Genomic DNA, 21678 nt, shown 5'->3' with positions numbered 1-21678 from the left:
ATTTTCAACCAATTCCTTCGCATACGTCCCAAAATGCTGCACAATATGCAACATTCCCGCGATCTGATCTACTTACTTTAGAGACGAACCCCTTCCTATGCAGCGCCTAATCTAAAAAATCAGCGAAACAAGGCCACGATCCAATCCGACAGCGGCTTCCACGTCTTGGGGTATTCCTGGGTGATTAGAGCCTTCACCTGCTCGGCGTGAATACTGGCGATGTCATCGTTTTGGATAGCCAGCGCATACGCTCCCCTGACGGCATCTCCGATCGCAATATGCCCGCTGGCGTACCCCCCGATGGCAATCCGAGACGCGATGGCCAGACCGCCAAAGGCGTACACGCCGATGGATAAGCCGCCGAACGCCAGCACGCCTATCGCGGCTCCGCCGGCAGCGACGAAGCCGGCTGCCAAAGCGCCCATCGCCAGGAGCAAGGCCAAGGACAGTGCACCGAGGCTGATCAACCCCGCTGCCAGCACGCCAAGAGATAAACCGCCAAGTGCGATAAGGCCCAACGAAACGGCGCCGATGGCAATATTGCCGATCGCAATGATCCCCTTCGCAACGTAGATGCCGCGTCCTACATTGATATGAATGAGCGGAACGCCAAACCAGGTCGTTTTACTTTTATATTCATAATGAGTTCGATCGCGAGGAGTAGTTCGATCATTTGACCCCAGAGGCAGCTCCTGTTGTTCCAATAGTACACCCCGAACCAAATGATCCATGCTCACATGAAACAACTCGCATAAGGCAATCAATTTATCCGTTTCCGGGTACGATTGACCCGATTCCCACTTTGAAACGGCTTGCCGCGATACTCCGATCGCTTCCGCCAGATTCTCCTGGGACATCCCCTTTTGCTTCCGATAGTTCTGCAGCTTCTCTGCAAAATCCATGTTCATCACCTCGCCTCCATCATAGCCGCTCCAGCGTTCCCGAACTATCAAGCGAAGCTGGCAATCTGTCAACCACAGGTTGCGATTGGCCATAAATAAGGGTTATTGCTCGGGAAATGATTTCTATCCCCAGTATAAACCAGCTTACGAGGCAGCTCCGTGATATTTTCAGCAATAAGGGGAATGATGGAGGAACTGAACTGGAACAGCGAGGCGGCAAGCATGAAGTTAACGCTTCGGTAACCGCCGGAATGCCAGCAGGATAAGCAGCAGAATACCAATATAACCAAACAACGGATACAGATAAGTTAAAAGGGAGGAAAAACCCGCCTGACTGATCAGAAAGCAAGCAAGCAATATGGTGAGCAGGGTTGCGTTTTTGGGCACTTTGTAAAGGCTTTGCAGCTGTCTTGTAACCCCAAACACGTTGCCAACGAGCGTCGTAAAGATCTCGCCATAAATCACTAGCAGAAACAGCACGTGCAGGAACGGCCCTAAATCGCGAACAATTTCCGCCATCGGAATGTCGTACCCCAGCATCTCGGGCATCCGTGAATTCAGGGCAAAATGGTAGATCAACAGCATCGCCCCCAAGCCGATGCCACCCCAAATTCCTCCCCATTTTAAGGTACTCTCATCCCGAACCTCACTGCCTAACGGAACCATCACCGCCTGGATGAAGGCAAAATTCAAAGCAGCGTAAGTAAACGGGCTTAGCGCCCAGCGGAAGTCCCCCAACTGCCGCAGTTGCCAGTCGTTAATCCCCAGCAGTCCCTCCGGCTGAATTGCCCGAAAAGCAATTACGCTCGTAAACAGAAGTATCATGGGAACGACAAGCGCATTGACGATCACGATGCCGTTCATTTCCTTTGTCATGACCAGGTAACTTAATGCGATGCTGACCACGATCCCCAGTTGATAGGGAAGCTGGAGCTGCTCGGCGAAGATGGAGCCAGTGCCGGACAACATCACGGCGGTAACCCCAAGCAAGATCAGCAAAGTCAAGAAATTGGCTACCTTACCGAACAGACGGCCAAACAAATGATCATTAAACTCCTGGTACGAGTAGGCCTGAATCCGATGGGCGTAAATCATCATTTTCGTCCCCAGCCACATAAACAGCAGGGTCGTGACCACTATGCCCGCCGTTCCAACTGTGCCGTACAGGGTGAAGAACTGCATAATCGATTGCCCCGATGCAAACCCCGCACCCACGACGGTACCGATATAGGTCACGGCAATTTGAAATATTTTCACCCATCGATCGTTCATATATCCTCCACAATTACCATTTTTTCTCTTTTGTACTTTCATCCTATGTCCAAGCTCTGCCTTCTATTCTCGAAATAAAAAGAGGAATCTCCCGCCAAAATGCAGTACATTTAGGAGGAAAGCTATCTTAACGACGCGGAGTGAGCTACGTGAAATCGTTCTATCAAAACTGGAAATTGGATCCGGAGCTTCCGATGGATATCTATCAAAGCACCAACATCACATTTTATCCCCACTTTCATGCCGAGATCGAGTTTATTTATGTCACATCCGGAGCAATCCGGATCGGCGTGAACGAAGAAAACCGCCTACTCCAGCAAGGCGACATGGTGATTTGCGGCAGCAACGACATCCACTATTTCGACAGTCGGGGATTAGAGTCTGAAATCATCATTCTCATCTGTAAACCGGAATGGATCACAATGTCGAAGAGCTGGCCGCTCGACTTTCGGTTTACTTCTCCTTATATTCCGGCGAATACTCCCGGGCTGGATCGGGTTAAAATGATGCTGGACGAGCTAATCCGGGAAAAAAAAGAAAAACAACCCGGCTACCCGTTCCTGATGAAAGCCGGGATTGCGAGGCTGTACGGCAATTTGCAAAGATACGTAGACACCGATCCGATGGACCGTTCTACCAAGGAAAAGTACGAGTCTCGCCGAGCGCGAATGCAGCAAATTTTGTCCTATATCGAGGACCATTATCGCGAGGAGTTAAACGTTGCGGTCATGGCGGAGCGTTTCTCAATGGAACCCTCTCATTTCAGCCGGTCTTTCAAAGCCGCGATCGGCATGAATTTCAAAACCTACCTCAACACGGTTCGCGTGTTGAGCACCGAGCATCAGCTGCTCACGAGCGATCTCAGTATCCTGGAAATCGCGCTGGATTGCGGCTTCAGCAGTATTCGTACCTTTAATCGCGTCTTTAAGGAACTGCGGGGCAACATCCCATCCAACCTGCGCCATCCGGAAAGCTAAAGAATTCTCGCAAAAAGCTGAAAAACGCATATTTTGTCCAGGATTCCACATAAACTGGCGAGAGAAATCCAAGGAATCTATTTATAATGATTCTTGAAATAAGAGCAATTACCATACCGCGAAACGGAGGAATTCGATGAACCCGCTGCGTGTCGGAATGATCGGTTACAAGTTTATGGGCAAGGCCCACAGCAACGCCTATCGGGCGTTGCCGATGTTTTTCCCCGGTGCCTTAAAACCGGAGATGGCCGTATTGTGCGGCCGCAACGAGGGAGCGGTGCAAGAGGCGGCCGATCGCCTGGGTTGGCGCGAAATCGCCACGGATTGGCGGGAACTCGTCGTCAGGGACGATATCGACCTGATCGACATCAATGCTCCAAGCGACGCTCACAAGGAAATCGCGCTGGCGGCGGCCCGGGCGGGCAAGCATATTTTTTGCGAAAAACCGTTAGCGCTTACATTAGAGGATTCTCGCGAGATGCTTGCCGCTGCCGAAGCGGCCGGCGTCGCCCATATGGTTGGATTCAACTACCGCTTCTCCCCGGCAGTCAAGCTGGTCAAGGAACTGGTGCAAAGCGGCCGGTTGGGCCAGATCTATCATTTCCGGGCCTGGTTTCTTCAGGACTGGATCCTCGATCCGTCCTTTCCTCTCGTTTGGCGACTACAAAAGGACGTTGCGGGTTCGGGCTCGCACGGCGATTTAGGCGCGCATCTGATCGACCTGGCCCACTATTTAGTCGGTGACATCCAGGAAGTGATCGGCATGAGCGAGACGTTTATCAAGGAGCGGCCACTGGCCGAAAATATGACGGGCCTCAGCGCTAAGAGCAGCGCAAATGCACCGAAGGGGCCGGTCACGGTCGACGACGCTACACTGTTCCTGGCCCGGTTCGCGAACGGGGCGCTGGGCAGCTTTGAGGCAACGCGGTTTGCCGCAGGCCACCGCTCGACGAATGCTTTTGAAATCAACGGTAGTTTGGGCAGCGTGAAATTCGACTTCGAGCGAATGAATGAGCTTGAGGTGTACTTCACCTCGGACGACGCCGATGTCCAGGGCTTCCGCCGCGTGCTTGCCACCGATCCGGCGCATGCCTATGCCGAAGCGTGGTGGCCGCCGGGGCACACGATTGGATTCGAGCACACGTTTACGCACGAGATGCTCGAGCTGACCTCGGCGATCCGCGACGGCCGCCAGCCGGTACCAAGCTTCCGCGAAGGCGTACAATGCCAGGCGGTGCTGGAGGCGGTGGAGCGCTCGGTCGCGGAACGGCGTTGGGTCAACATCTCGGAGATGTGAGTTGGTCGGACCCAGCTGTGCGCTAACGGACCGTGGCGACCTTATTTGTCCAGTTCCCGGCTATTTCCCGCTGTAACGGACTCCACAGACCTTATTGGGCTCATATGACGAACAATTGGCCGCTTTTAACTGAAATAAGGTCTCCTCGGTCCGTTAGAAATCACACCAGCACGTACGCAGGTAAATAACGTCTCTGGTATCCGTTAGCTAACTCATGAGCAACTGAAATGTTTCTCGAGGAAACATACCCTATAGGAGAGAAGGAAAATCAAGATGAAAAAAGCATTAATCGTCTGGGGCGGCTGGGATGGACATGAGCCGGATCAGGTAGCTGGAATTTTCGCCGGTGTACTGCGGGAACATGCATTTGAGGTGGAGGTCTCCGATACCCTGGAAGCTTTTGCCGATGCGGAAAAGCTGCTTGGTCTTGATCTGATCGTACCGGTGTGGACAATGGGAACCATCGACCAAGGGCTGGTGAATAACGTGTCGGCGGCGGTACAAGCGGGAACCGGCCTGGCCGGTTGCCATGGCGGAATGTGCGACTCGTTCCGGAACAACGTCGATTGGCAATTTATGACCGGCGGACAATGGGTCGCCCACCCTGGTAATGATGGGGTCGACTACAAGGTCGAAATCATCGCCAATTCCAGTCCGTTGGTGGAAGGAATCGAAGACTTCCGCGTCCAGACGGAGCAATATTACCTCCATGTCGATCCCGCGGTTGAAGTGCTGGCCACCACCAGCTTCCCGGTCGTTGATGGCCCTCACCGTCTCAATAAGCCGGTTGATATGCCCGTCGTGTGGACGAAACGCTGGGGCATCGGACGAGTCTTTTATAATTCGCTAGGTCATCACGCGGATATCGTAGACCTGCCCCCGGTGAAGGAAATGATGACTCGCGGGATGCTCTGGGCAGCGGAAGGCAAGCGGCTTGCCCTGGAATCGCAAGGCGGCAATGGACAGCTCCATCACAACTATACGGGCATGGGGGACAGCCAATAATGGACAAAATCAAGGTAGGGATTATCGGCTGCGGCAAAATTAGCGGTATCTACATGGAAAATTGCGCAAAATTCGAAGCACTTGATCTTGTGGCCTGCGCCGATCTCGATTTGAGCCGGGCGCGGGAGCAGGCCAAACAATATCACGTCCCCCGAGCTTGCTCGGTTGACGAGTTGCTTCAGGATCCCGACATTCAGATCGTGATCAACCTGACCATACCGGCGGCGCACGCCGAAGTTTGCCTTAGAGCATTGGAATCCGGCAAACATGTGTACGTGGAGAAGCCGCTGGCCGTAACCCGCGAGGAAGGGTTGGCCGTCCTTGAAGCAGCCCGCCGTCATGGGCTCATGGTCGGCAGCGCGCCGGAGACGTTCTTCGGCGCGGGAATCCAGACGGCGCTGAAGCTGATTCAGGATGGGGCCATTGGTCGTCCCGTATCGGCGGCGGCGTTTATGATGAGCCGAGGGCATGAGTTCTGGCACCCAGACCCGGAATTTTATTATGCCAAAGGCGGCGGACCGATGTTTGATATGGGGCCCTACTATTTGACGGCACTGATTCAACTGCTGGGACCGATTCAACGTATCGCCGGCATGACCGGCAAAGCACTGGAACAACGTACGATCACCAGCGAGAAGAAGTATGGGCAATCGATCGAAGTCGAGGTGCCCACTCATGTCTCGGGTACGCTGCAATTTGCCCATGGGGCAATTGCTACGTTAACCACCAGCTTTGATATTTTTGGCGGCAGCACGATGCCCCCGATCGAAATTCATGGGACCGAAGGCACGTTGCTGGTGCCCGATCCGAATTCCTTCGGCGGACCGGTTAAGCTCCGCCGGATCGGCGAGGAAGCCTGGACCGAGGTGCCGCTGCTCCCCGGATATGCCGAGAACAGCCGCGGTATCGGCCCGGCCGACATGGCGAGCGCCTTGCTTCATGGCCGGCCGCACCGCGCCAGCGGTGCGCTGGCCTACCACGTACTGGAAGCCATGTGGGGCTTCCACGATGCCTCCGATGCGGGGACCTTCTATGAGATGCAAAGCACCTGTACCCCACCCGCCCCGTTGCCGGAGGGCCTGGAGCCGTATCAGCTCGACTAGCCGGATAACAAACTGAACGAAACGCAAACACAATGAACCCCCGACTTTTTCAAGTTCGGGGGTTTACTTTATATGTATAGTCCAAACTATGCGGGCCATATAGATGAACAGCGATTGATGGAGAGGAATGGGGTACTATGTCCGAAAGTAAGCAACGTCCGTTTATTTTTGTGACGATCAAAGCGTCAACGATCCGAAACATCTTTGTTCTGGATCTTCTCGCGGGGACCGGGATTTACTACTTGATCAAGCTGGTCACCGCCAGCGTACTGTTGGGTTCGGTTGGCAGCGCTTTGGGGACGGAGGTGATGAAGCGAATTCCAATAGCTCGCTTGATCCAAATGAACCGGAGCATATCCCCAGTAAAAAAAGCTGATCGTCACTAATTCAACGACCAGCTTCTTCAACTAGCGCCCTCTACCCTACCGTGTTACAACACCGACGACGTTCCGCCGTCGATGTTGACCGCCGTGCCTGTCACATACGAAGCGCCCTCGGAAACCAGGAAGGTGATCACCTTCGCCGCCTCTTCCACCTGGCCAATCCGACCCAGCGGGATGCCATGGCGCGGGTCGGCCGCGAACTGCTCCCAGGTAAGGTCGGGCGCGGCTTGGCGCCATTTTCGCTCGATCTGGTCGCTGCGAACCAGCCCAATGCAAACCGCATTCACGCGGATACGGTCGGCTGCCAGATCCTTGCTCATTGCTTTCGTCAAGGCCAGGCCGGCCGCACGGCTAACCGAAGTTGGCAACGAGGACGCACCTGGCGTTTTGCCGCTAATTGCGGTAACGTTGAGAATTGCGCCGCCCCCGGCTTCACGCAGGTAGGGAACCGCAGCCCGGGAGAAATTCACGGCCCCGAGCACCTTCAGATCCAGATCCGCCCCCCAGGTCTCCGCCTCGACTTGCTCGAAAGGCCCTGCTGCCGACGTTCCAGCGTTGTTGATGACAATATCGAGCCCGCCAAATTGCTCCGCCGCCTGCTCCACCGCCCGGCGCGCATCCTCACCCGAAGCCACGTCGGCGACGAGGACAAGCGGTTCAACCCCCGTCTTCGTATGGATGGTCGCGGCCGCTTCCCGCAGCGGCCCTTCTCCCCGCGCGACGATGGCCACTTGAGCCCCTTCCGCAGCTAGCAGGAGGGCTGTGGCAAGACCAATCCCTTTACTGCCGCCAGTGATAATTGCCCGTTTCCCTTGCAATCCAAGATCCACGTGAATCCCTCCTAAGTCGATCTATTCTTTGTTTCTTGAGAATCATCTACGTTTAGGATAACCCTTTGGCCTTCAAATACTCCGCCTTATAAGCCGCTGCCTTATGGGCGATCAGCGACAGGTCGTTCTTCTTCACCGCTTCATTCGTCAAGTCCGAGCCGATACCGACAGCCACCGCCCCGGCTTGGATCCATTCCCCGAGATTCGCCAGCGAGACCCCGCCGGTAGGCATGAGGTTTGCCTGCGGCAGCGGTCCTTTGACGGCCTTGATCATCGACGGATCGTACAGATTGCCCGGGAACAGCTTCACGATGTCCGCCCCCAGCTCCAGCGCTTCCTGGATTTCCTTGATCGTCATACATCCCGGCATCACCGGGATGCGGTAACGGTTACACAATCTCACCGTATCCGGATTCAAAGATGGCCCGACCACGAACTGAGCGCCGCTCAGAATCGCCGCCCGCGCTGTTTCGGGATCAAGCACCGTCCCCACGCCGATAATGGCATATCGGGATTCATCCTGCGCGTCCCAGGTGTATTTGCGGGCTAACTCCTCGATCGCCCGTAAAGCAAACGGAATCGTCATCGTGACTTCGATGACTTTAATACCGCCGGCAATCGCCTGCTCGGCCATTTGCACGACTTCCTCCGGGGTTTCACCGCGCAACACGGCGACAACGCCCTCTTGCATGATTTTTTGCGTAAGCTGCAACTTCTTCATCCTTTTCCCCTCTTTCTCACGATTACGTTGTCTTAACCCTTTACAATGAATAAGAATAGGACTTCAAATCAACAGGCACGCCGTTCACCCATCGATCCCCCGGAAGCCCGGGACCTTTAACCCGAAGAGAAAGCTTGGCTTCCTCGTTATAAGTAACGTACGCCACACCGATTCTTCCCGCACTTCCAACAACTTCGAATTGAGGCGCACGGGACCACAAGGCTGAGGCGAACTCATCTAAATCGGCGATACCCCGCTGAGTCGCTTCCGAATCGCCAAGGGCTTCGACGACGATACCAACGTTGCGTCCGTCCATTACAACTTGCAGATAACCGTCCCGATCCTGTATCTGGTACGCACTCGATACAGAAACGGCGAAATACGTCTCTTCGACCTTACCGAATATACCATTCGCTGCAAATAGCCATTCTCCTTCCGGAAGCACGCCGTTGACCTGTCCGGTTACATCTTCCGGCAGCGTGTAGAGGGACATTACGACGTTCTTATGATACAACACGTCGGTCCAACCGCTTTGATGACGTGGATCTGAGCCCGCAGGATCATACCCCTTACCGGGATGGAAGAAATATAGCTGATTGCCTTTCTCGCCGCGGACCGGCAAGCTGAATAACCAACGCAGTTGCTCATTGTCGAATTCCTCGACTCTCTCCCACAGCCCTCCGACCCCAAATTGGCCGGTGAGATAAGCGTAGGAATGAAGCCGATGCTTTACACCGCCGATCTCTTTAAGAATCGCAGCTCGGGACTCGGCAGGCTCATTTCGCCCCAGCACCCGTTGCCTTGCACGCAGAGGCGCTTCATAGAAGAGCAGCCCGGCATACTCTGTGCGTGGCATCGCGGCCGGCAACACAAAGTCGCCGAATTGCACGTAGTCGTGCAGGACGTTGGCGTCCCGCGGCGCATCATGCGGCCAGCCGCGGGCACGGGCCCCAACCCAAGCCCCTTTGAAATAATACACCGCCCTGACGTTCCATAGGTGGTCCAGCATCTCAGTGAGCTCGTCCTTGACCCCCGTATCCTCCATCAGCGCCCACGCGCAGGTAAACGCCTGAATCCAATGCCAGAACCACGGCAAAGCCCCGTATTCGGCCATACCCTCAAGGCGAATATGGGCTAACGTTTGTCGCAGGCATTCCCTTCCATCCGCCAACAATGCCGCATCCTCGTATCGCTGTCCAAAGATTAGCTTCGCGGCCGTATACTTAGCCTCATGATGGTTGTACTCCCGTAAAGGCTTGCGATAAAATCCGCTGCGGTACACATGGGACAAGGCCTCCTCGAACCGCGTAGACACCTCCAGGCTCAGGTGCTGCCCGTAGTTCTGCACAAAATACACCATCAAGCTGCCCATCAGCTCCACCGGCAGCACATGAGGCGTTGCCAATTCCGGAGCCGGATCAAGCCCCAGCGGCCAATGGCCGTACATTGGGCTGGCCGCCTCCCGATCCTGCAGCAAAAGCACGCGCAGCAGTACTTGTTCGGACAGCCGCCGGCCTTCCACTCGATCAAACGATGGCTTTTTTTCCGGGTCGATGGCGGCGGCAAACAAATAGGAGGCGTAATAATAGTTGTCCCGAATATCGCCGTGAAACCACAGCCCGCTCGCCAGGAGAGGCTGACGCCAAGCAAACTCGGCCGCTCGATGGACGATTTCTCCCATTCTAGATCGATAAGGATTCATCAAAAAGCGCCCCTTCCCCCACATCCTATCATGGTTCCCTCGGCGGCTAAAGCCGGTGAATCCACGATTTGTTACGGCAAATCTCTGATCTTCTACGAGTTTCCTTCTCTAGATGTAACCTCTTGCCAAATGAACCGAAATGGATTAATGTGAACTTATATGAACATTATACACCAAAATGAACGTGAAAAGGAGAGGTTTTACATGGAACGTCGGTACGCTTCGCATCCCCATGAGGTCAAGCAATTCGATACGGATCGGCTGCGTAAGGAATTCCACATCCCCACCTTGTTTACGCCGGATCGCTTGGAGCTGGTGCTCACGCATGAGGACCGGCTGATTATCGGCGGTGCCGCACCGGTGAAGCAGGAGGTTAAGCTGGAGACCGATCTGAAGGAACTGGGGGTTGCTTATTTCCTCGAACGCCGCGAACTTGGAGCCATTAATGTCGGCGGGCCGGGTACAATTGTCGTCGACGGTACGGAATACGAGCTGAACAACAAGGATTGCTTGTACGTTGGCAAAGGCACGCGTGAGGTGATTTTCCGAAGCAAAGAGGCATCGAAGCCGGCGAAATTTTATCTAAATTCGGCTCCGGCGCATCAGGAGTTCCCAACGGCCAAAACAACGCTGGCGGAAGCCGAATCCGGAGCGCTGGGTTCGATTGAGAACTCGAACGACCGCACCATTCACCGGTTCATTCATGAGAACGGCCTGCAAAGCTCCCAGCTCGTGATGGGCATGACCCAGCTCAAGACCGGCAACATGTGGAACACGATGCCTGCCCATGTTCATCCACGCCGCATGGAGGCTTATATGTACTTTGATTTGGCGGACGACGCCGTTGTATTCCATCTGATGGGCGAACCCAGCGAAACCCGGCATATCGTGATGCGCAACGAGCAAGCCGTCATCTCGCCGAGCTGGTCGATTCACAGCGGGGTCGGAACCAGCAATTATACGTTTATTTGGGGAATGGCCGGCGATAACAAAGCCTATGCGGACATGGACGCGGTTCCCATGAAAGACTTGAAATAAGAAAGAGTGAAATCTAGCATGAATCAAATTCGACGTTATGAAAAAATCATGGAGGTTCTGCTGACGCAAAAGGAAGTGACAGTTGCGGAATTAAGCGAGAGCCTGGGCGTGACCGGCAAGACGATCCGGGAGGATCTCGCCAAGCTGGAGGAACAAGGGCTTCTGGTGCGCGTACATGGCGGAGCGATGCTCGCCCAAAGCGACCAGTACGGCATCCTGCCGTCTAAGGAGCCGCTGGCGAAACATGCCGAGGAGAAAAGCGAAATCGCCCAGCTCGCCTTAATCCACATCCAGGAGGGCGACATTATCGCGCTAGACGGCGGCAGCACCACGCTGGAGATGGCCCGGCGGCTCGAGAATCGACCTCTGACCGTTATCACCAACGACGTGTACATTATCAGCGAGTTGGCCGCCAAAGACCAGATTCGTCTCGTCGTGCCGGGGGGCTACCGCGTCCGCAATATGCTGGCCGGTCCGGAGTCGGCAGCCTACGTGCGTCAGTTAAATATCCAGAAGGCCTTTATCTCAGCGACCGGCATCCACCCAGAACATGGGCTGTCGATTTATACCGGGGATTTGATCGATTTCAAACGGGCTTTGATCGAAACATCCCGGGAAGCGATCGCGGTCATGAACCATCAGAAGTTTGGGCAGACGGCGCTCCGCACCTTCGCTTCGCTCAGCGAAATCTCGCGTATTATCACGGATCGCGGCCTCCCTGCTGAAACGGCACAGCCGTATGAGCGCGCCGGCGTAACGATCGAATGGAAAGACGAATAACAAACGGTATTTATAGGAGGAGCGTATACTTATGAATCGATTTGATCTAACAGGCAAAACGGCCCTCGTCACCGGGGCAGCAGGCGGACTCGGCCAGGGTATTGCCGTCGGATTAGCGGAAGCCGGTGCCAACGTTGTTTGTGCCTCGCTGAGCAGCAGTGCGGAGACAGTACACATGATCATGGCCTTGGGCCGTAAAGCTTCAGAAATCGTGGTAGACCTCAGCGATCACAACAAACTGCTGGAGACCTTCGACGAGGCGCTGAAGCTTACGGGAGCGGTCGATATTCTAGTAAACAACGCCGGGATCATTCGTCGAACGCCCGCCAAGGACCACAGTGAGAAGGATTGGCTCGACGTCATCAACATTAACTTAAATACGGTATTTCTATTATCGCAAATCGCCGGACGCCATATGATCGAACGGGGCAGCGGCAAAATGATCAACATCTGCTCGATGTTATCTTACCAAGGCGGAATCAACGTACCTGGCTATACGGCCAGCAAACATGGGGTTGCAGGACTCACCAAGGCATTCGCCAACGAATGGGCTTCCTCCGGCTTGCAGGTGAATGGGATCGCTCCCGGCTACATGGCAACGGACAACACTGCGCCGATTCGGGCCGACGAGAACCGCAAAGCTTCGATCACGGACCGGATTCCCGCCGGCCGTTGGGGAACGCCGGAAGACGTGAAGGGCCCGGCGGTGTTCCTCGCCTCCGCCGCCTCCGACTATTTGAATGGCCATATCCTTTGCGTTGACGGCGGATGGATGGCAAGATAATTTAGTATCGATATCCCCAGCAGGCAGCTCCGAATATTTCCAACGGCGGCTGCCTGTTTCCGATTTTGTTAATACAACACTCTCCATAAGTAGAAGGTCGCGTAGGACAGCCATGGTTTCCAACCTTCCGCCCAGGCCAAGAGCTCTTTTGCGGCCGGTTTCCGGTCCATCCCAAGCACATGCTTGACCGCATTCTGTAAACCTACATCGTCAACCGGAAAGGCATCCGGCATTCGTAGGCAACGCATCAGTACGTAATTGGCCGTCCACGGACCGATGCCGCGGATGCCGACGAGCTGCTTCTCCGCTGCTTTCACCTCGCCCGACGCCCGCAGCCCCTCCTTCGTCAGTTCTCCCGAGGCAATCAATTGGGCCGTGCCAAGCAAATACTCGGATTTGTTCCGGGTCATGCGGATCCCCTCCAAATCCTGGACGGTCAAACCGGCGATGTCCCGGGCGGATGGAAATACAAAGTACCGTTCTCCTTCGCAGTCGACATGCCGGCCGAACTGCTCCACAAGCCGCCGCTTCAGCGTGTAGGCAAAGGCCAGGTTGATCTGCTGGCCAATGATCCCCCACGCTAAAGCTTCGAACAAATCGGGAATGCCGATATTGCGTAGTCCGTAGAACGAATCCACCGTTCCCTGAAGCAATGCATCCCTTCGCGCCATCTCATAAAACGGACGTAAATCGGTATCCAAATCGAACCAGTCCCTTACGTAACGGGCGACCTCTTCGCGATCCCGCTTCCGGATTGGAGCCGTGCCGCCAAGGAATCGAACCTTCAAAGCCTTGCTCCCCTCCGCGCTGATTTCCATCACGGGGATCGCTCCGGATTCGAGCGAAACGGCCTTGTACAGCCGCTGGTTGCCAATCCGTGACAAGCATTCATTGGACGACCGCGACAAGTACTTCACATTTTCGGCAAAACTGAATTCCTCGGGCACCGGCAGCCTTAATATAGCCCCCTGATCTTCCCACGCCGCATTCGGCTTTCCTGAATCTACCTGACCGATGACACTTCCTCCTCGCTCTAAACAACGCTTTACTCCTATAGTTTTAACACGATTCGCCTCCGAATCCATTTCGTTATCTTGCTTTTCCATTCGAAAAACATGACGAGGCAGCCTTTGCAAAGGTATACTAAGGCAGGAGGTGAGGTCACCCATGACGATGACCAGCGGGGATTATCCAACCGCCAGTGAAACCGAATGGCAGGCGATCATCCAAAACGACGCCTCGCAGGACGGCCGTTTTTTCTACGCGGTCGCCAGCACGGGGATCTTCTGCCGGCCCTCATGCAAATCGAAGCCGCCCAAACGGGAAAATGTCCGGATATTCGCCAGCGCCGAGCAAGCCAAGGCCGCTCGTTTCCGCCCTTGCAAGCGCTGCAAACCCGATGGACAACCGCTGCCGGACCGGGAATGGGTGGGACAAATCGCCGACTACATCGACCACCATTATGACGAGAAGCTTACGTTGGAACTTCTGGCCGACATGTGCCACGGCAGTCCGTACCATCTGCAACGCACTTTTAAACGCGTCATGCAAATGACGCCAGTTGAGTACATCCAGCGGCGCAGAATCGAAGCGGCCAAGCGCGCGCTGCTCCATACGCGACGCACGGTTGCAGACATCGCCCTCGAGGTGGGAATCGGCAGCCCGGCGTACTTCATCACCTTGTTCAAAAAAACGACCGGCGTCACACCCAACGAATATCGGAATGCGCAGGCGGGATCGCCAACCTAGCGAAAATTATCGGTGTTCACGGTATAATCGATCACGCCTGGAGGTGTATTAACTATGAAAACTAACCAACCCCAATCCTTATACTGGTCACGGCTCAACGATAGCCAATGGCCCCTGTACATCGCTGCCACCGGCAATGGTCTGGCATACGTCGGCTCTTTCGGTCGACCCTTCGAAGAACTAGCCGCATGGGCCGGCCGCCGCTTCCCAGGGAGTCCGCTTGTGCAGGACGAGCAGCACCTGGCACCCTATGCCGCTCAACTGACGGAGTATTTAGCGGCCAAACGCGAACGTTTCACTCTCCCCTTCGATTTACAGGGGACGGCGTTTCAACTCGCGGTATGGGAGGCGCTTTGCGACATTCCCTTCGGGCAAACCCGTTCTTACACAGATATCGCCGAGGCCATCCGAAAACCATCCTCCGTCCGCGCCGTTGGTACGGCGATCGGAGCCAACCCACTGTTGATCACCGTTCCCTGCCATCGAGTAATCGGCCAAAACGGCGCGCTCACCGGCTACCGCGGCGGCCTGGAGATGAAGACCCGGCTGCTTGATTTGGAACATGCAGCCGCGATTGGGTATCGCACGGCCGAGCGTTCCTAAGAAACAACCAAGCCGCCGAGACTTTGCTCCGGCGGCTTTGGCGTGATGGAAATGTAGCAAAGGCAAAAAAAATGATCACGTTAACATTCTAAGCAAGATTCATCTCCGTCGGAAGACTTGGTTAGAGCCTTTATCGCTCCACATGCCCTTTACCGGACAGCAAACGATCGATCTCCGCCGCGCTTGGCAGTCCTTCCCAATCCCCAACGGCCTGAATGACCTGGGCCCCGACCAGATTACCTAGGCGAACGGCCTCAACCATGTTGTATCCGCGCACCACACCAGCCAGAAATCCGGCGCAAAATCCGTCGCCCGCTCCCACCGTATCGATGACCTGCTCTACCTTGAAATAAGGGACAGAGGTCAGCTGGCCTTGTTCCAGCACGAAGGTGCAGTCGTCTCCGCCTTTGATAATGCTGATCGCTGACAGCTCCTGCAGCTTCCCGATAATCGTATCCACCGATTCGGTCTCGTATATCAACTTCAATTCATCGAGCCCCGGCAGGAAATAATCCGCTTTCATCGCAAGCGGCAATAATACCTTGCGCGCGTCTTCGATGCTCCATAACTTCAAGCGCAAATTGGGATCGAAGCTGACCTTCACCCCATGCCGCTTGGCGATATCTATCGCCGCATGGGCGGTTTCCACGCAGGAAGAGCTAAGCGCCGGCGTAATGCCAGTTAAGTGCAGCACCTTGGCCCCAGCGATATACGACTCGTCCAGATGCTCAGGACGCATCAAGCTGGCCGCGGACAGCTTGCGGTAATAATAGACCGAGCTTTTGCCTGCCACGTTCTCCCGGACCATCATGCCCGTAGGCGCTTCGTCCGTCAACCGGACGCGGCTCACATCGACACCTTCGCCACGGATCACCTTCAAAATACGTCGGCCAAACGGATCGTCCCCAAGGCGGCCGCACCATCCCGAGGTTTGCCCCAGACGGGCCAATCCGATTGCCACGTTGGATTCCGCACCCCCAAACGATGGCGAGAGAGCGCTTGCATATTCCAGCCCTTTGCCCCCTTCCGCGATCAACAAGGCCATACTTTCGCCGAACGTGACGACTTCCGGGCTTCCCGGTTTCGGTCGAGATTCACTGAATGAATTCATTTTCAGATTCACACCTTCTCTTGGATTCAGTTTGTTCTCATTATCTCATGTCCGTTCTAGGAAAACTATAATAATAGGCATAATATGAAAAAAAGCCAATCCACCCTTCGGGTTGCCCCGGATGAACCGGCTTGTTCAACGATCGGAAGTGCCCCATCTCTCGCACCAACCTAACCCCCAACCCCATTCTCATAGGCTGTGAGATGACCGTCATGACTGATGCTGCTGCCGAGCCCCCCTGTGCCGAAACTAATGATCAACGTGAGTGCCAAGATCCATTTCCGCACTTTTCAACACCTCCCCCATCAACATTTCGTACTCCTTCAGCTGTTCGGACGATACAATGCTTCGATCTGATCGCCAAACGTTCGGAATGCTGATATTTCTCGTATTCGCAAACCGACTGGTAGAATAGCCTCGCCGCTCCGCGCCTTCCTTCTTCATAGAGCTCCTCGCCAATAGCAAAAATCATCGGGAGATAGGATAGGTGGGAAAAACTGTGCAAGGAATATCCTTTCCTTTCCAGCTGGCGGCTGATCACGGAACGAATCGTGAGTTCATTCGTCATAGGATCTCCCTCCTTCGGAATCTCCTATATTTTTAAACATTATACGGAGATATGAACAGGTGGTCAAATAAAAAGAGGAGCCTCCCCATTTCTCGGAAAGCTCCCTACCGCCGCTAGACTTCTAGAATGGACGGCATAATATGCGGGGTTCGGCCCACTTCTTTGACAAAATATCGCCGCAGCTGCTGCTGTGTCGCCCGCAGCCAAGCGTTTTGATCGTAAGACTCCTTCTCGCCAAGCCGGTTCAGGCTCCGCTTCAGCATCGCTTCGGCCCGGCGCAGCAACGGCCTGGCGTCCTGCATGTAAACGAAGCCGCGCGAGACGATATCCGGTCCGGCCAGGATTTGCCGCGTATTGCGGTCGACCGTCATCACGACGATGACGATGCCTTCCTGAGCCAGTTCCATTCGTTCAACCAGCAGCGCGTCTTCTGAGGTCGGACGCATCTCCCCGTTGCTGATAAGCACTTGCCCGGAAGGGATGGTCCGCCCCCGTTTGGCCCGGTTCCGGTACACCGATAACGTGTCCCCGATGTTCATGACAAATACATGATCTTCAGGAATGCCCGTTTGCAGCGCTAAGTTGCGATGACTGAGCAGCATCCGGTATTCGCCGTGAATCGGGATGAAATACTTCGGACGGATAAAGCTGAGCATCAGCTTCAGGTCCTCCCGGCACCCGTGTCCAGATGTATGGATATCGAAAATCGAGCCGTAAATGACGTTCGCGCCTGCCCGCAGCAGCAAGTCGATACTGCGGTTGATGTTCTGTGCGTTGCCGGGAATCGGCGAGGACGAATAAATGACCGTATCGCCTGGATAAACCTGCACACTCCGATGTGCGCCTGATGCGATCCGGCTCAGCGCCGCGTTGGGTTCGCCTTGGCTGCCGGTGCAGACGATGAGCACCTGCTCCTCGGGGTAACGATCAATGTGCTTCACATCGATCAGCATCCCTTCCGGTACGCGGATATATCCCAGATCCTGGCCAATGGCGAACACTTTCTCCATGCTGCGGCCGATGACGGCAATTTTGCGGTTCACGAGAGTCGCCGCTTCCACGACTTGCTGCAGCCGATGTACATTGGAGGCGAAGGTAGCGAACAAGATCCGCCCATGACAGCCGCGGAACGAATCCAAGATTGCGTCGCCGACCCGACGTTCAGAAGGAGTAAAGCCCTCCTTCTCACTGTTCGTGCTGTCGGCGAGCAGCGCCAATACACCTTCACCGCCAACGCTGGCCATTTTAAATAGATCGGCTGGACGGTCCTCCGGCGTGAAATCGAATTTGAAATCTCCCGTATGCACGATCGACCCGTATGGGGTATCGACGACGATACCGAAGGCATCCGGGATACTGTGCGTGGTCCGGAAGAAATGCACGGCCAAATGTTTAAACGCGAACCGATCGTTCTCTTGGAACACGTGCAGCTCCGCTTGTCCGAGCAGCCGATGCTCCTCTAGCTTGGCTTTAACCAACCCAATGGTCAACGGGCCGCCGTAAATCGGCAGTTGCAGTTGGCGAAGCACGTACGGAATCGCGCCGATATGATCCTCGTGACCATGGGTGAGGAACAAGCCTTTCATTTTATGTTTGTTGTCAATTAAATAACGAATATCCGGAATGATACAATCAATGCCCGTCAAGCGGGAATCCGGGAATTTAAGCCCCGCGTCAATTAGAATGATCTCATCTCTAAATTCGATGCCGTACATATTTTTGCCGATCTCCCCGATCCCGCCAAGCGAGAAAATCCGTACAGGCGGAGGAGACGACTTCGAACGTCGATTCGTCTTTACTGGTTTAGTTGCTGCTACATTCATTAGGTAGATAATCCTCTCTGAAGGGTTCGTTCAATAGGGTATAAGAGAATTATACTGAATTATCGGCACAATAACTATTTAATTTTTACAGAATGGTATTGAAATAAGAGATTAGGTAGAGGGTAGACTTTTTGGTGAGAAAGAAAAAAAGATCGACTCTACACCAAGTCGATCTTTAGTGAAACTGAAAATTATAACACGATACTCTAGTTAACCCCCATGATGTTCGCTAAAGGTACGAAAGCTTGGCTCTGGAAGATTTAGTAATGACGAGAGGGGCAATGAAAAAAAACTAAACGCTAACAGGATGCAGATAACTTTTTTTCTCATGCTCATACACCTCTTTAATTAATTTTTGAAACTTAAGTAGTGACTTTTCATCTAGATGTTCCCTATATATTTCATAAAGACCTACGCATTTAATTATACATGACTTCTGATTGATATTTAATGAAATCGTTAAACTGCCCTCTAAATAGTGAAAAGCTATCGGGAACTCACTTTTATTAATGTAATAAACAGCTAGCTCATGAAATAATCGAGCGGAACGCTCAGAAACAAATTGACTAGAATATACTCCAGCAGCTTTAATATCGTCTGAAATGTTTTTAATGTCGGGATCAAGGCGCGTGAGCAACGCATCAATATTAAATCCGAATCTATTTGCTGCCTCAACGATATTTAGCATTCCAACATGAATTTCTACCTTTTGAGATTCAAGATACGACACATACTCAAGTAGTATGCTGATATCCCCGGAACCTAATCTAGTCACAAAAGTATTCGCTCGTGCCCAATCCGAAAACAACGTTTTCCAATACTGCACTTCATTGTCTGTTTCCTTCACCCAATTTAAATCAGCATATAGATCAATATAATAAAGTGCTCGGTCATACTCTCCCCTTACTTCACAAACCGTTCCGTGAAATAGATAGGAGGATGCTAAATAAGTAAATAAAGGACGGCTGGGCTTCTTAGTAGGATTTATCTCTCTTTTAAAGTATAGGATACTAGCCTTAGTCTCTAACATGCTTGCTATTTTATCCACCTTATCCCAGTGACGCAAGGCACGATAGCTATGGGCCAAATCCTTTAATGCATCCAATTGATCCATCTCATCCAATCGTTCCACAAAGGGCTCGAACTGAATAGCGGATTGATAATTTAGTTCATGATTGGTTCTTTGACGAATCGTAAACAACCTGTAGTGGCATAAAGCTAACCGCTCGGAATGTTGCCTTCGTTCGCTCAGGGCAACGTTTTCATATAAAACCTCCGCCGCTTCGTGCATCCTTTTCGCAAACAACTCCTCGGCCAGTTCGAACAACAGCGGTGCGTACAGTAAGTTGTCCAGGAGTAACGCAACGACTTTGCGAATACTGTCTAGTTTTCGAAGTTCGGCGCAGCTGTTAAGCAGCGGATACACTCGGCGCCAGTCAGGGTTGATCTCTTGGAGATGCTCTTTGATATAAGCCTCATAATAATGTCCTTTGGGGAGGTCCATTAACTCCGTAATTCGGTCTAATTGATCGACGGTAAGTAAACGCACGCCTTTCAATATCGAACTAAATGTTCCGGGATTAATATCCGAATCCCTTGCAAATTGGCTCAAAGTTAGACTCTTCTCTTTCATGTATTCGGAAACTTTTGCGAGAATCGTGGTTGTCGAAGTCACTCAAACCACCTCGTTTCAATTCAGATCCACCTAAAAAGTTCAGATATAAATCTCCACACTTTTTGAGCAATGGTTAAATATTCCTGTCTCTAATGTAATATGTTTGTCCTTTTATGTCAATAATATGCAATATGAAACTTATAAGTTCTTTAATAGACGATATGCAACTTTTAATGCTCTGCAGTTCACCCCTCCGCTTGGACTAAACTTATTACGAGAGGTGGCCTCTATGGAAGTAGCTAAGCAAGTCGGCAAGAATGTCAGGTACTATCGAAAACTCAAGGGGCTTACTCAGGAACAACTGGCCGAATCGACGGAAACGTATGGCTCTTATATCGGGCGATTGGAACGCGGGGAACAAAACGTGCAGCTCGAAACGCTGCATAAAATCGCGGACGCGCTGCAGATCAGCGTGTATGCGTTATTTCGGAATCCGGGGTACGACGAACTCCGGGACCAGACGTGGATTTGGCAAATCGTACAGCTGCTGCAGGAGCAACCTGCGGAGGAACAGGCGCGTGCTTACCGTGTACTGAAGGAAATGTTCCGATCCAAATAAAAAGGGTTTAAAACGGGATTCCTCCGCTTTAAACCCTTTATTTATGTCATTTTAATCCCACAATCCGCTGCGCTCCACAACTTCCAACCAGCGTTTGGCGATCAAATCATGACCCGCCGCCGTCGGATGGACGCCATCCCAGAGCCAGTATGACGCATCCGCCTTCTCGGTCGCCGCATCAAAAGCCTCTTGCAAAGGTACAAACACCGCACCAAACTCCTCAGCCAATTGGCGTACAGTATCTTGGTACCGGCCAACCAGACGCTTCCACTCAGTCCATTTTTCCGCCGTAGCACCGGTGTTCAAGATAAATGGCTCGCATAACACCAGCTTGGTGTTTGGCAATACTTCCTTCGTCTCCTCCAGCAAATGACGGTACGCCCGCTCGAAGCGATCCGTCGCCCCGCTAGGTTCACCGCTCATTTGCCGCCAAGCGTCGTTAACGCCAACCAGCAGGCTGATGACATCTGGCTTCAGGCTGATTGCATCCTCATTCCATCTGGCGTACAGATCAGAAACCCGGTCGCCGCTCACGCCCCGATTGATAAAGGTAGGCTTCAAATGCGCGAAATCGTTGCCCAGCTTAGCACCGATGATATAAGCGTAGCTATGCCCCAGAATATGATTCAGATCCTTGTCTCGTCCCCGGTTTCCATCCGTGATGGAATCCCCTTGGAATAATACCGTGCATGGCTTCTTCATGTGTTTTCCCCACTTTCCATGGACTCTGTTTCCCATTATAACTTTGGAAGACAGCGAACCTCCATGAAGAAATTAGTGCAAAAATAGGAACCCT

Annotated in this window: 21 protein-coding genes; 11 read left to right on the top strand and 10 right to left on the bottom strand. The window is 53.3% G+C overall.

Features of this window, described 5'->3' with window-relative positions; all coding sequences use genetic code 11:
• Positions 1 to 119 precede the first annotated feature (119 nt).
• Together M0651_RS13020 and M0651_RS13015 are read right to left on the bottom strand one after the other, a co-directional pair.
• A complete protein-coding gene (locus M0651_RS13020; RefSeq protein WP_248552169.1) occupies positions 120 to 908 on the bottom strand; it encodes a helix-turn-helix transcriptional regulator in 789 nt (262 codons plus the stop codon).
• A gap of 222 nt (positions 909 to 1130) precedes the next feature.
• Positions 1131 to 2174, bottom strand: a complete 1044-nt coding sequence (locus tag M0651_RS13015) for a YkvI family membrane protein (RefSeq protein ID WP_248552168.1) — start codon at positions 2172 to 2174, stop codon at positions 1131 to 1133.
• A gap of 149 nt (positions 2175 to 2323) precedes the next feature.
• Here M0651_RS13015 and M0651_RS13010 point away from each other — a divergent pair, with 149 nt between their 5' ends.
• From M0651_RS13010 to M0651_RS12990, 5 genes are all read left to right on the top strand, one after another.
• A complete protein-coding gene (locus M0651_RS13010; RefSeq protein WP_248552167.1) occupies positions 2324 to 3151 on the top strand; it encodes a helix-turn-helix domain-containing protein in 828 nt (275 codons plus the stop codon).
• Between the two features lie 136 nt (positions 3152 to 3287).
• Complete coding sequence (locus M0651_RS13005; protein WP_248552166.1) at positions 3288 to 4448, top strand: Gfo/Idh/MocA family protein; 1161 nt, start codon at positions 3288 to 3290, stop codon at positions 4446 to 4448.
• A gap of 273 nt (positions 4449 to 4721) precedes the next feature.
• A complete protein-coding gene (locus tag M0651_RS13000) occupies positions 4722 to 5453 on the top strand; it encodes a ThuA domain-containing protein (protein WP_248552165.1) in 732 nt (243 codons plus the stop codon).
• Positions 5453 to 6556 carry a Gfo/Idh/MocA family protein gene (locus M0651_RS12995; protein WP_248552164.1) on the top strand — a complete coding sequence of 368 codons (1104 nt, stop codon included), beginning with the start codon at positions 5453 to 5455 and terminating at the stop codon, positions 6554 to 6556. The genes M0651_RS13000 and M0651_RS12995 overlap by 1 nt, the downstream gene beginning before the upstream one ends.
• Positions 6557 to 6693: 137 nt before the next feature.
• A complete protein-coding gene (locus M0651_RS12990) occupies positions 6694 to 6942 on the top strand; it encodes a hypothetical protein (protein ID WP_248552163.1) in 249 nt (82 codons plus the stop codon).
• A gap of 44 nt (positions 6943 to 6986) precedes the next feature.
• Here M0651_RS12990 and M0651_RS12985 read toward each other — a convergent pair whose 3' ends face one another.
• The 3 genes from M0651_RS12985 to M0651_RS12975 are packed head-to-tail and all read right to left on the bottom strand — an operon-like array spanning position 6987 to position 10192.
• Positions 6987 to 7769 (bottom strand): SDR family NAD(P)-dependent oxidoreductase, encoded by a 783-nt coding sequence (locus tag M0651_RS12985; RefSeq protein WP_248552162.1) that lies wholly within the window; start codon positions 7767 to 7769, stop codon positions 6987 to 6989.
• Between the two features lie 52 nt (positions 7770 to 7821).
• The gene (locus tag M0651_RS12980; protein WP_248552161.1) at positions 7822 to 8490 is read right to left on the bottom strand and encodes a bifunctional 2-keto-4-hydroxyglutarate aldolase/2-keto-3-deoxy-6-phosphogluconate aldolase; all 669 of its coding nucleotides are present in this window, start codon (positions 8488 to 8490) and stop codon (positions 7822 to 7824) included.
• Between the two features lie 40 nt (positions 8491 to 8530).
• A complete protein-coding gene (locus M0651_RS12975; RefSeq protein WP_248552160.1) occupies positions 8531 to 10192 on the bottom strand; it encodes a hypothetical protein in 1662 nt (553 codons plus the stop codon).
• Between the two features lie 204 nt (positions 10193 to 10396).
• On the opposite strand from M0651_RS12975, the gene kduI reads away from it, so the two are divergent.
• Genes kduI through kduD form a run of 3 tightly spaced genes read left to right on the top strand, consistent with a single transcriptional unit; the run spans position 10397 to position 12794 of the window.
• Complete coding sequence (kduI, locus tag M0651_RS12970; RefSeq protein WP_248552159.1) at positions 10397 to 11230, top strand: 5-dehydro-4-deoxy-D-glucuronate isomerase; 834 nt, start codon at positions 10397 to 10399, stop codon at positions 11228 to 11230.
• Between the two features lie 18 nt (positions 11231 to 11248).
• A complete protein-coding gene (locus M0651_RS12965) occupies positions 11249 to 12010 on the top strand; it encodes a DeoR/GlpR family DNA-binding transcription regulator (protein WP_248552158.1) in 762 nt (253 codons plus the stop codon).
• A gap of 31 nt (positions 12011 to 12041) precedes the next feature.
• Positions 12042 to 12794: a 2-dehydro-3-deoxy-D-gluconate 5-dehydrogenase KduD gene (gene kduD / locus M0651_RS12960; RefSeq protein ID WP_248552156.1), complete on the top strand. Its 753-nt coding sequence runs from the start codon at positions 12042 to 12044 to the stop codon at positions 12792 to 12794.
• Positions 12795 to 12862: 68 nt separating this feature from the next.
• On the opposite strand, the gene M0651_RS12955 is transcribed toward kduD, so the two are convergent.
• Complete coding sequence (locus tag M0651_RS12955) at positions 12863 to 13741, bottom strand: DNA-3-methyladenine glycosylase 2 (protein ID WP_308195504.1); 879 nt, start codon at positions 13739 to 13741, stop codon at positions 12863 to 12865.
• Between the two features lie 220 nt (positions 13742 to 13961).
• On the opposite strand from M0651_RS12955, the gene M0651_RS12950 reads away from it, so the two are divergent.
• Together M0651_RS12950 and M0651_RS12945 are read left to right on the top strand one after the other, a co-directional pair.
• Positions 13962 to 14543, top strand: a complete 582-nt coding sequence (locus M0651_RS12950; RefSeq protein WP_248552155.1) for a bifunctional transcriptional activator/DNA repair enzyme AdaA — start codon at positions 13962 to 13964, stop codon at positions 14541 to 14543.
• Between the two features lie 54 nt (positions 14544 to 14597).
• Positions 14598 to 15146: a methylated-DNA--[protein]-cysteine S-methyltransferase gene (locus tag M0651_RS12945; protein WP_248552154.1), complete on the top strand. Its 549-nt coding sequence runs from the start codon at positions 14598 to 14600 to the stop codon at positions 15144 to 15146.
• 130 nt (positions 15147 to 15276) lie between these two features.
• Here the strand turns inward: M0651_RS12945 and M0651_RS12940 are convergent, their stop codons facing one another.
• The 3 genes from M0651_RS12940 to M0651_RS12930 all read right to left on the bottom strand — a co-directional run bounded on the left by M0651_RS12940 (position 15277) and on the right by M0651_RS12930 (position 20323).
• A complete protein-coding gene (locus tag M0651_RS12940; RefSeq protein WP_248552152.1) occupies positions 15277 to 16257 on the bottom strand; it encodes a sugar kinase in 981 nt (326 codons plus the stop codon).
• 681 nt (positions 16258 to 16938) lie between these two features.
• On the bottom strand, positions 16939 to 18648 hold the full coding sequence (gene rnjA, locus M0651_RS12935; RefSeq protein ID WP_282577888.1) for a ribonuclease J1: 1710 nt from the start codon (positions 18646 to 18648) through the stop codon (positions 16939 to 16941).
• 292 nt (positions 18649 to 18940) lie between these two features.
• The gene (locus M0651_RS12930; RefSeq protein ID WP_248552150.1) at positions 18941 to 20323 is read right to left on the bottom strand and encodes a helix-turn-helix domain-containing protein; all 1383 of its coding nucleotides are present in this window, start codon (positions 20321 to 20323) and stop codon (positions 18941 to 18943) included.
• Between the two features lie 229 nt (positions 20324 to 20552).
• Here M0651_RS12930 and M0651_RS12925 point away from each other — a divergent pair, with 229 nt between their 5' ends.
• On the top strand, positions 20553 to 20882 hold the full coding sequence (locus tag M0651_RS12925) for a helix-turn-helix domain-containing protein (protein ID WP_248552149.1): 330 nt from the start codon (positions 20553 to 20555) through the stop codon (positions 20880 to 20882).
• A gap of 51 nt (positions 20883 to 20933) precedes the next feature.
• Here the strand turns inward: M0651_RS12925 and M0651_RS12920 are convergent, their stop codons facing one another.
• Positions 20934 to 21584: an SGNH/GDSL hydrolase family protein gene (locus tag M0651_RS12920; protein WP_248552148.1), complete on the bottom strand. Its 651-nt coding sequence runs from the start codon at positions 21582 to 21584 to the stop codon at positions 20934 to 20936.
• Between the last annotated feature and the right edge of the window lie 94 nt (positions 21585 to 21678).

This window comes from Paenibacillus mellifer (genome assembly GCF_023195895.1).
Classification (GTDB): domain Bacteria; phylum Bacillota; class Bacilli; order Paenibacillales; family Paenibacillaceae; genus Fontibacillus; species Fontibacillus mellifer.
Note: the sequence above shows the minus strand (reverse complement) of the source record. Positions and strands in the feature narration are given on the sequence as shown.

What these genes read in the sequence shown, in the direction of transcription:
- M0651_RS13020 (WP_248552169.1), bottom strand. Translation starts at nt 908, where the DNA reads ATGAACATGGATTTTGCAGAGAAGCTGCAGAACTATCGGAAGCAAAAG.
- M0651_RS13015 (WP_248552168.1), bottom strand. Translation starts at nt 2,174, where the DNA reads ATGAACGATCGATGGGTGAAAATATTTCAAATTGCCGTGACCTATATC.
- M0651_RS13005 (WP_248552166.1), top strand. Translation starts at nt 3,288, where the DNA reads ATGAACCCGCTGCGTGTCGGAATGATCGGTTACAAGTTTATGGGCAAG.
- M0651_RS13000 (WP_248552165.1), top strand. Translation starts at nt 4,722, where the DNA reads ATGAAAAAAGCATTAATCGTCTGGGGCGGCTGGGATGGACATGAGCCG.
- M0651_RS12995 (WP_248552164.1), top strand. Translation starts at nt 5,453, where the DNA reads ATGGACAAAATCAAGGTAGGGATTATCGGCTGCGGCAAAATTAGCGGT.
- M0651_RS12990 (WP_248552163.1), top strand. Translation starts at nt 6,694, where the DNA reads ATGTCCGAAAGTAAGCAACGTCCGTTTATTTTTGTGACGATCAAAGCG.
- M0651_RS12980 (WP_248552161.1), bottom strand. Translation starts at nt 8,490, where the DNA reads ATGAAGAAGTTGCAGCTTACGCAAAAAATCATGCAAGAGGGCGTTGTC.
- M0651_RS12975 (WP_248552160.1), bottom strand. Translation starts at nt 10,192, where the DNA reads ATGAATCCTTATCGATCTAGAATGGGAGAAATCGTCCATCGAGCGGCC.
- kduI (WP_248552159.1), top strand. Translation starts at nt 10,397, where the DNA reads ATGGAACGTCGGTACGCTTCGCATCCCCATGAGGTCAAGCAATTCGAT.
- M0651_RS12965 (WP_248552158.1), top strand. Translation starts at nt 11,249, where the DNA reads ATGAATCAAATTCGACGTTATGAAAAAATCATGGAGGTTCTGCTGACG.
- kduD (WP_248552156.1), top strand. Translation starts at nt 12,042, where the DNA reads ATGAATCGATTTGATCTAACAGGCAAAACGGCCCTCGTCACCGGGGCA.
- M0651_RS12950 (WP_248552155.1), top strand. Translation starts at nt 13,962, where the DNA reads ATGACGATGACCAGCGGGGATTATCCAACCGCCAGTGAAACCGAATGG.
- M0651_RS12945 (WP_248552154.1), top strand. Translation starts at nt 14,598, where the DNA reads ATGAAAACTAACCAACCCCAATCCTTATACTGGTCACGGCTCAACGAT.
- M0651_RS12940 (WP_248552152.1), bottom strand. Translation starts at nt 16,257, where the DNA reads ATGAATTCATTCAGTGAATCTCGACCGAAACCGGGAAGCCCGGAAGTC.
- rnjA (WP_282577888.1), bottom strand. Translation starts at nt 18,648, where the DNA reads ATGAATGTAGCAGCAACTAAACCAGTAAAGACGAATCGACGTTCGAAG.
- M0651_RS12925 (WP_248552149.1), top strand. Translation starts at nt 20,553, where the DNA reads ATGGAAGTAGCTAAGCAAGTCGGCAAGAATGTCAGGTACTATCGAAAA.
- M0651_RS12920 (WP_248552148.1), bottom strand. Translation starts at nt 21,584, where the DNA reads ATGAAGAAGCCATGCACGGTATTATTCCAAGGGGATTCCATCACGGAT.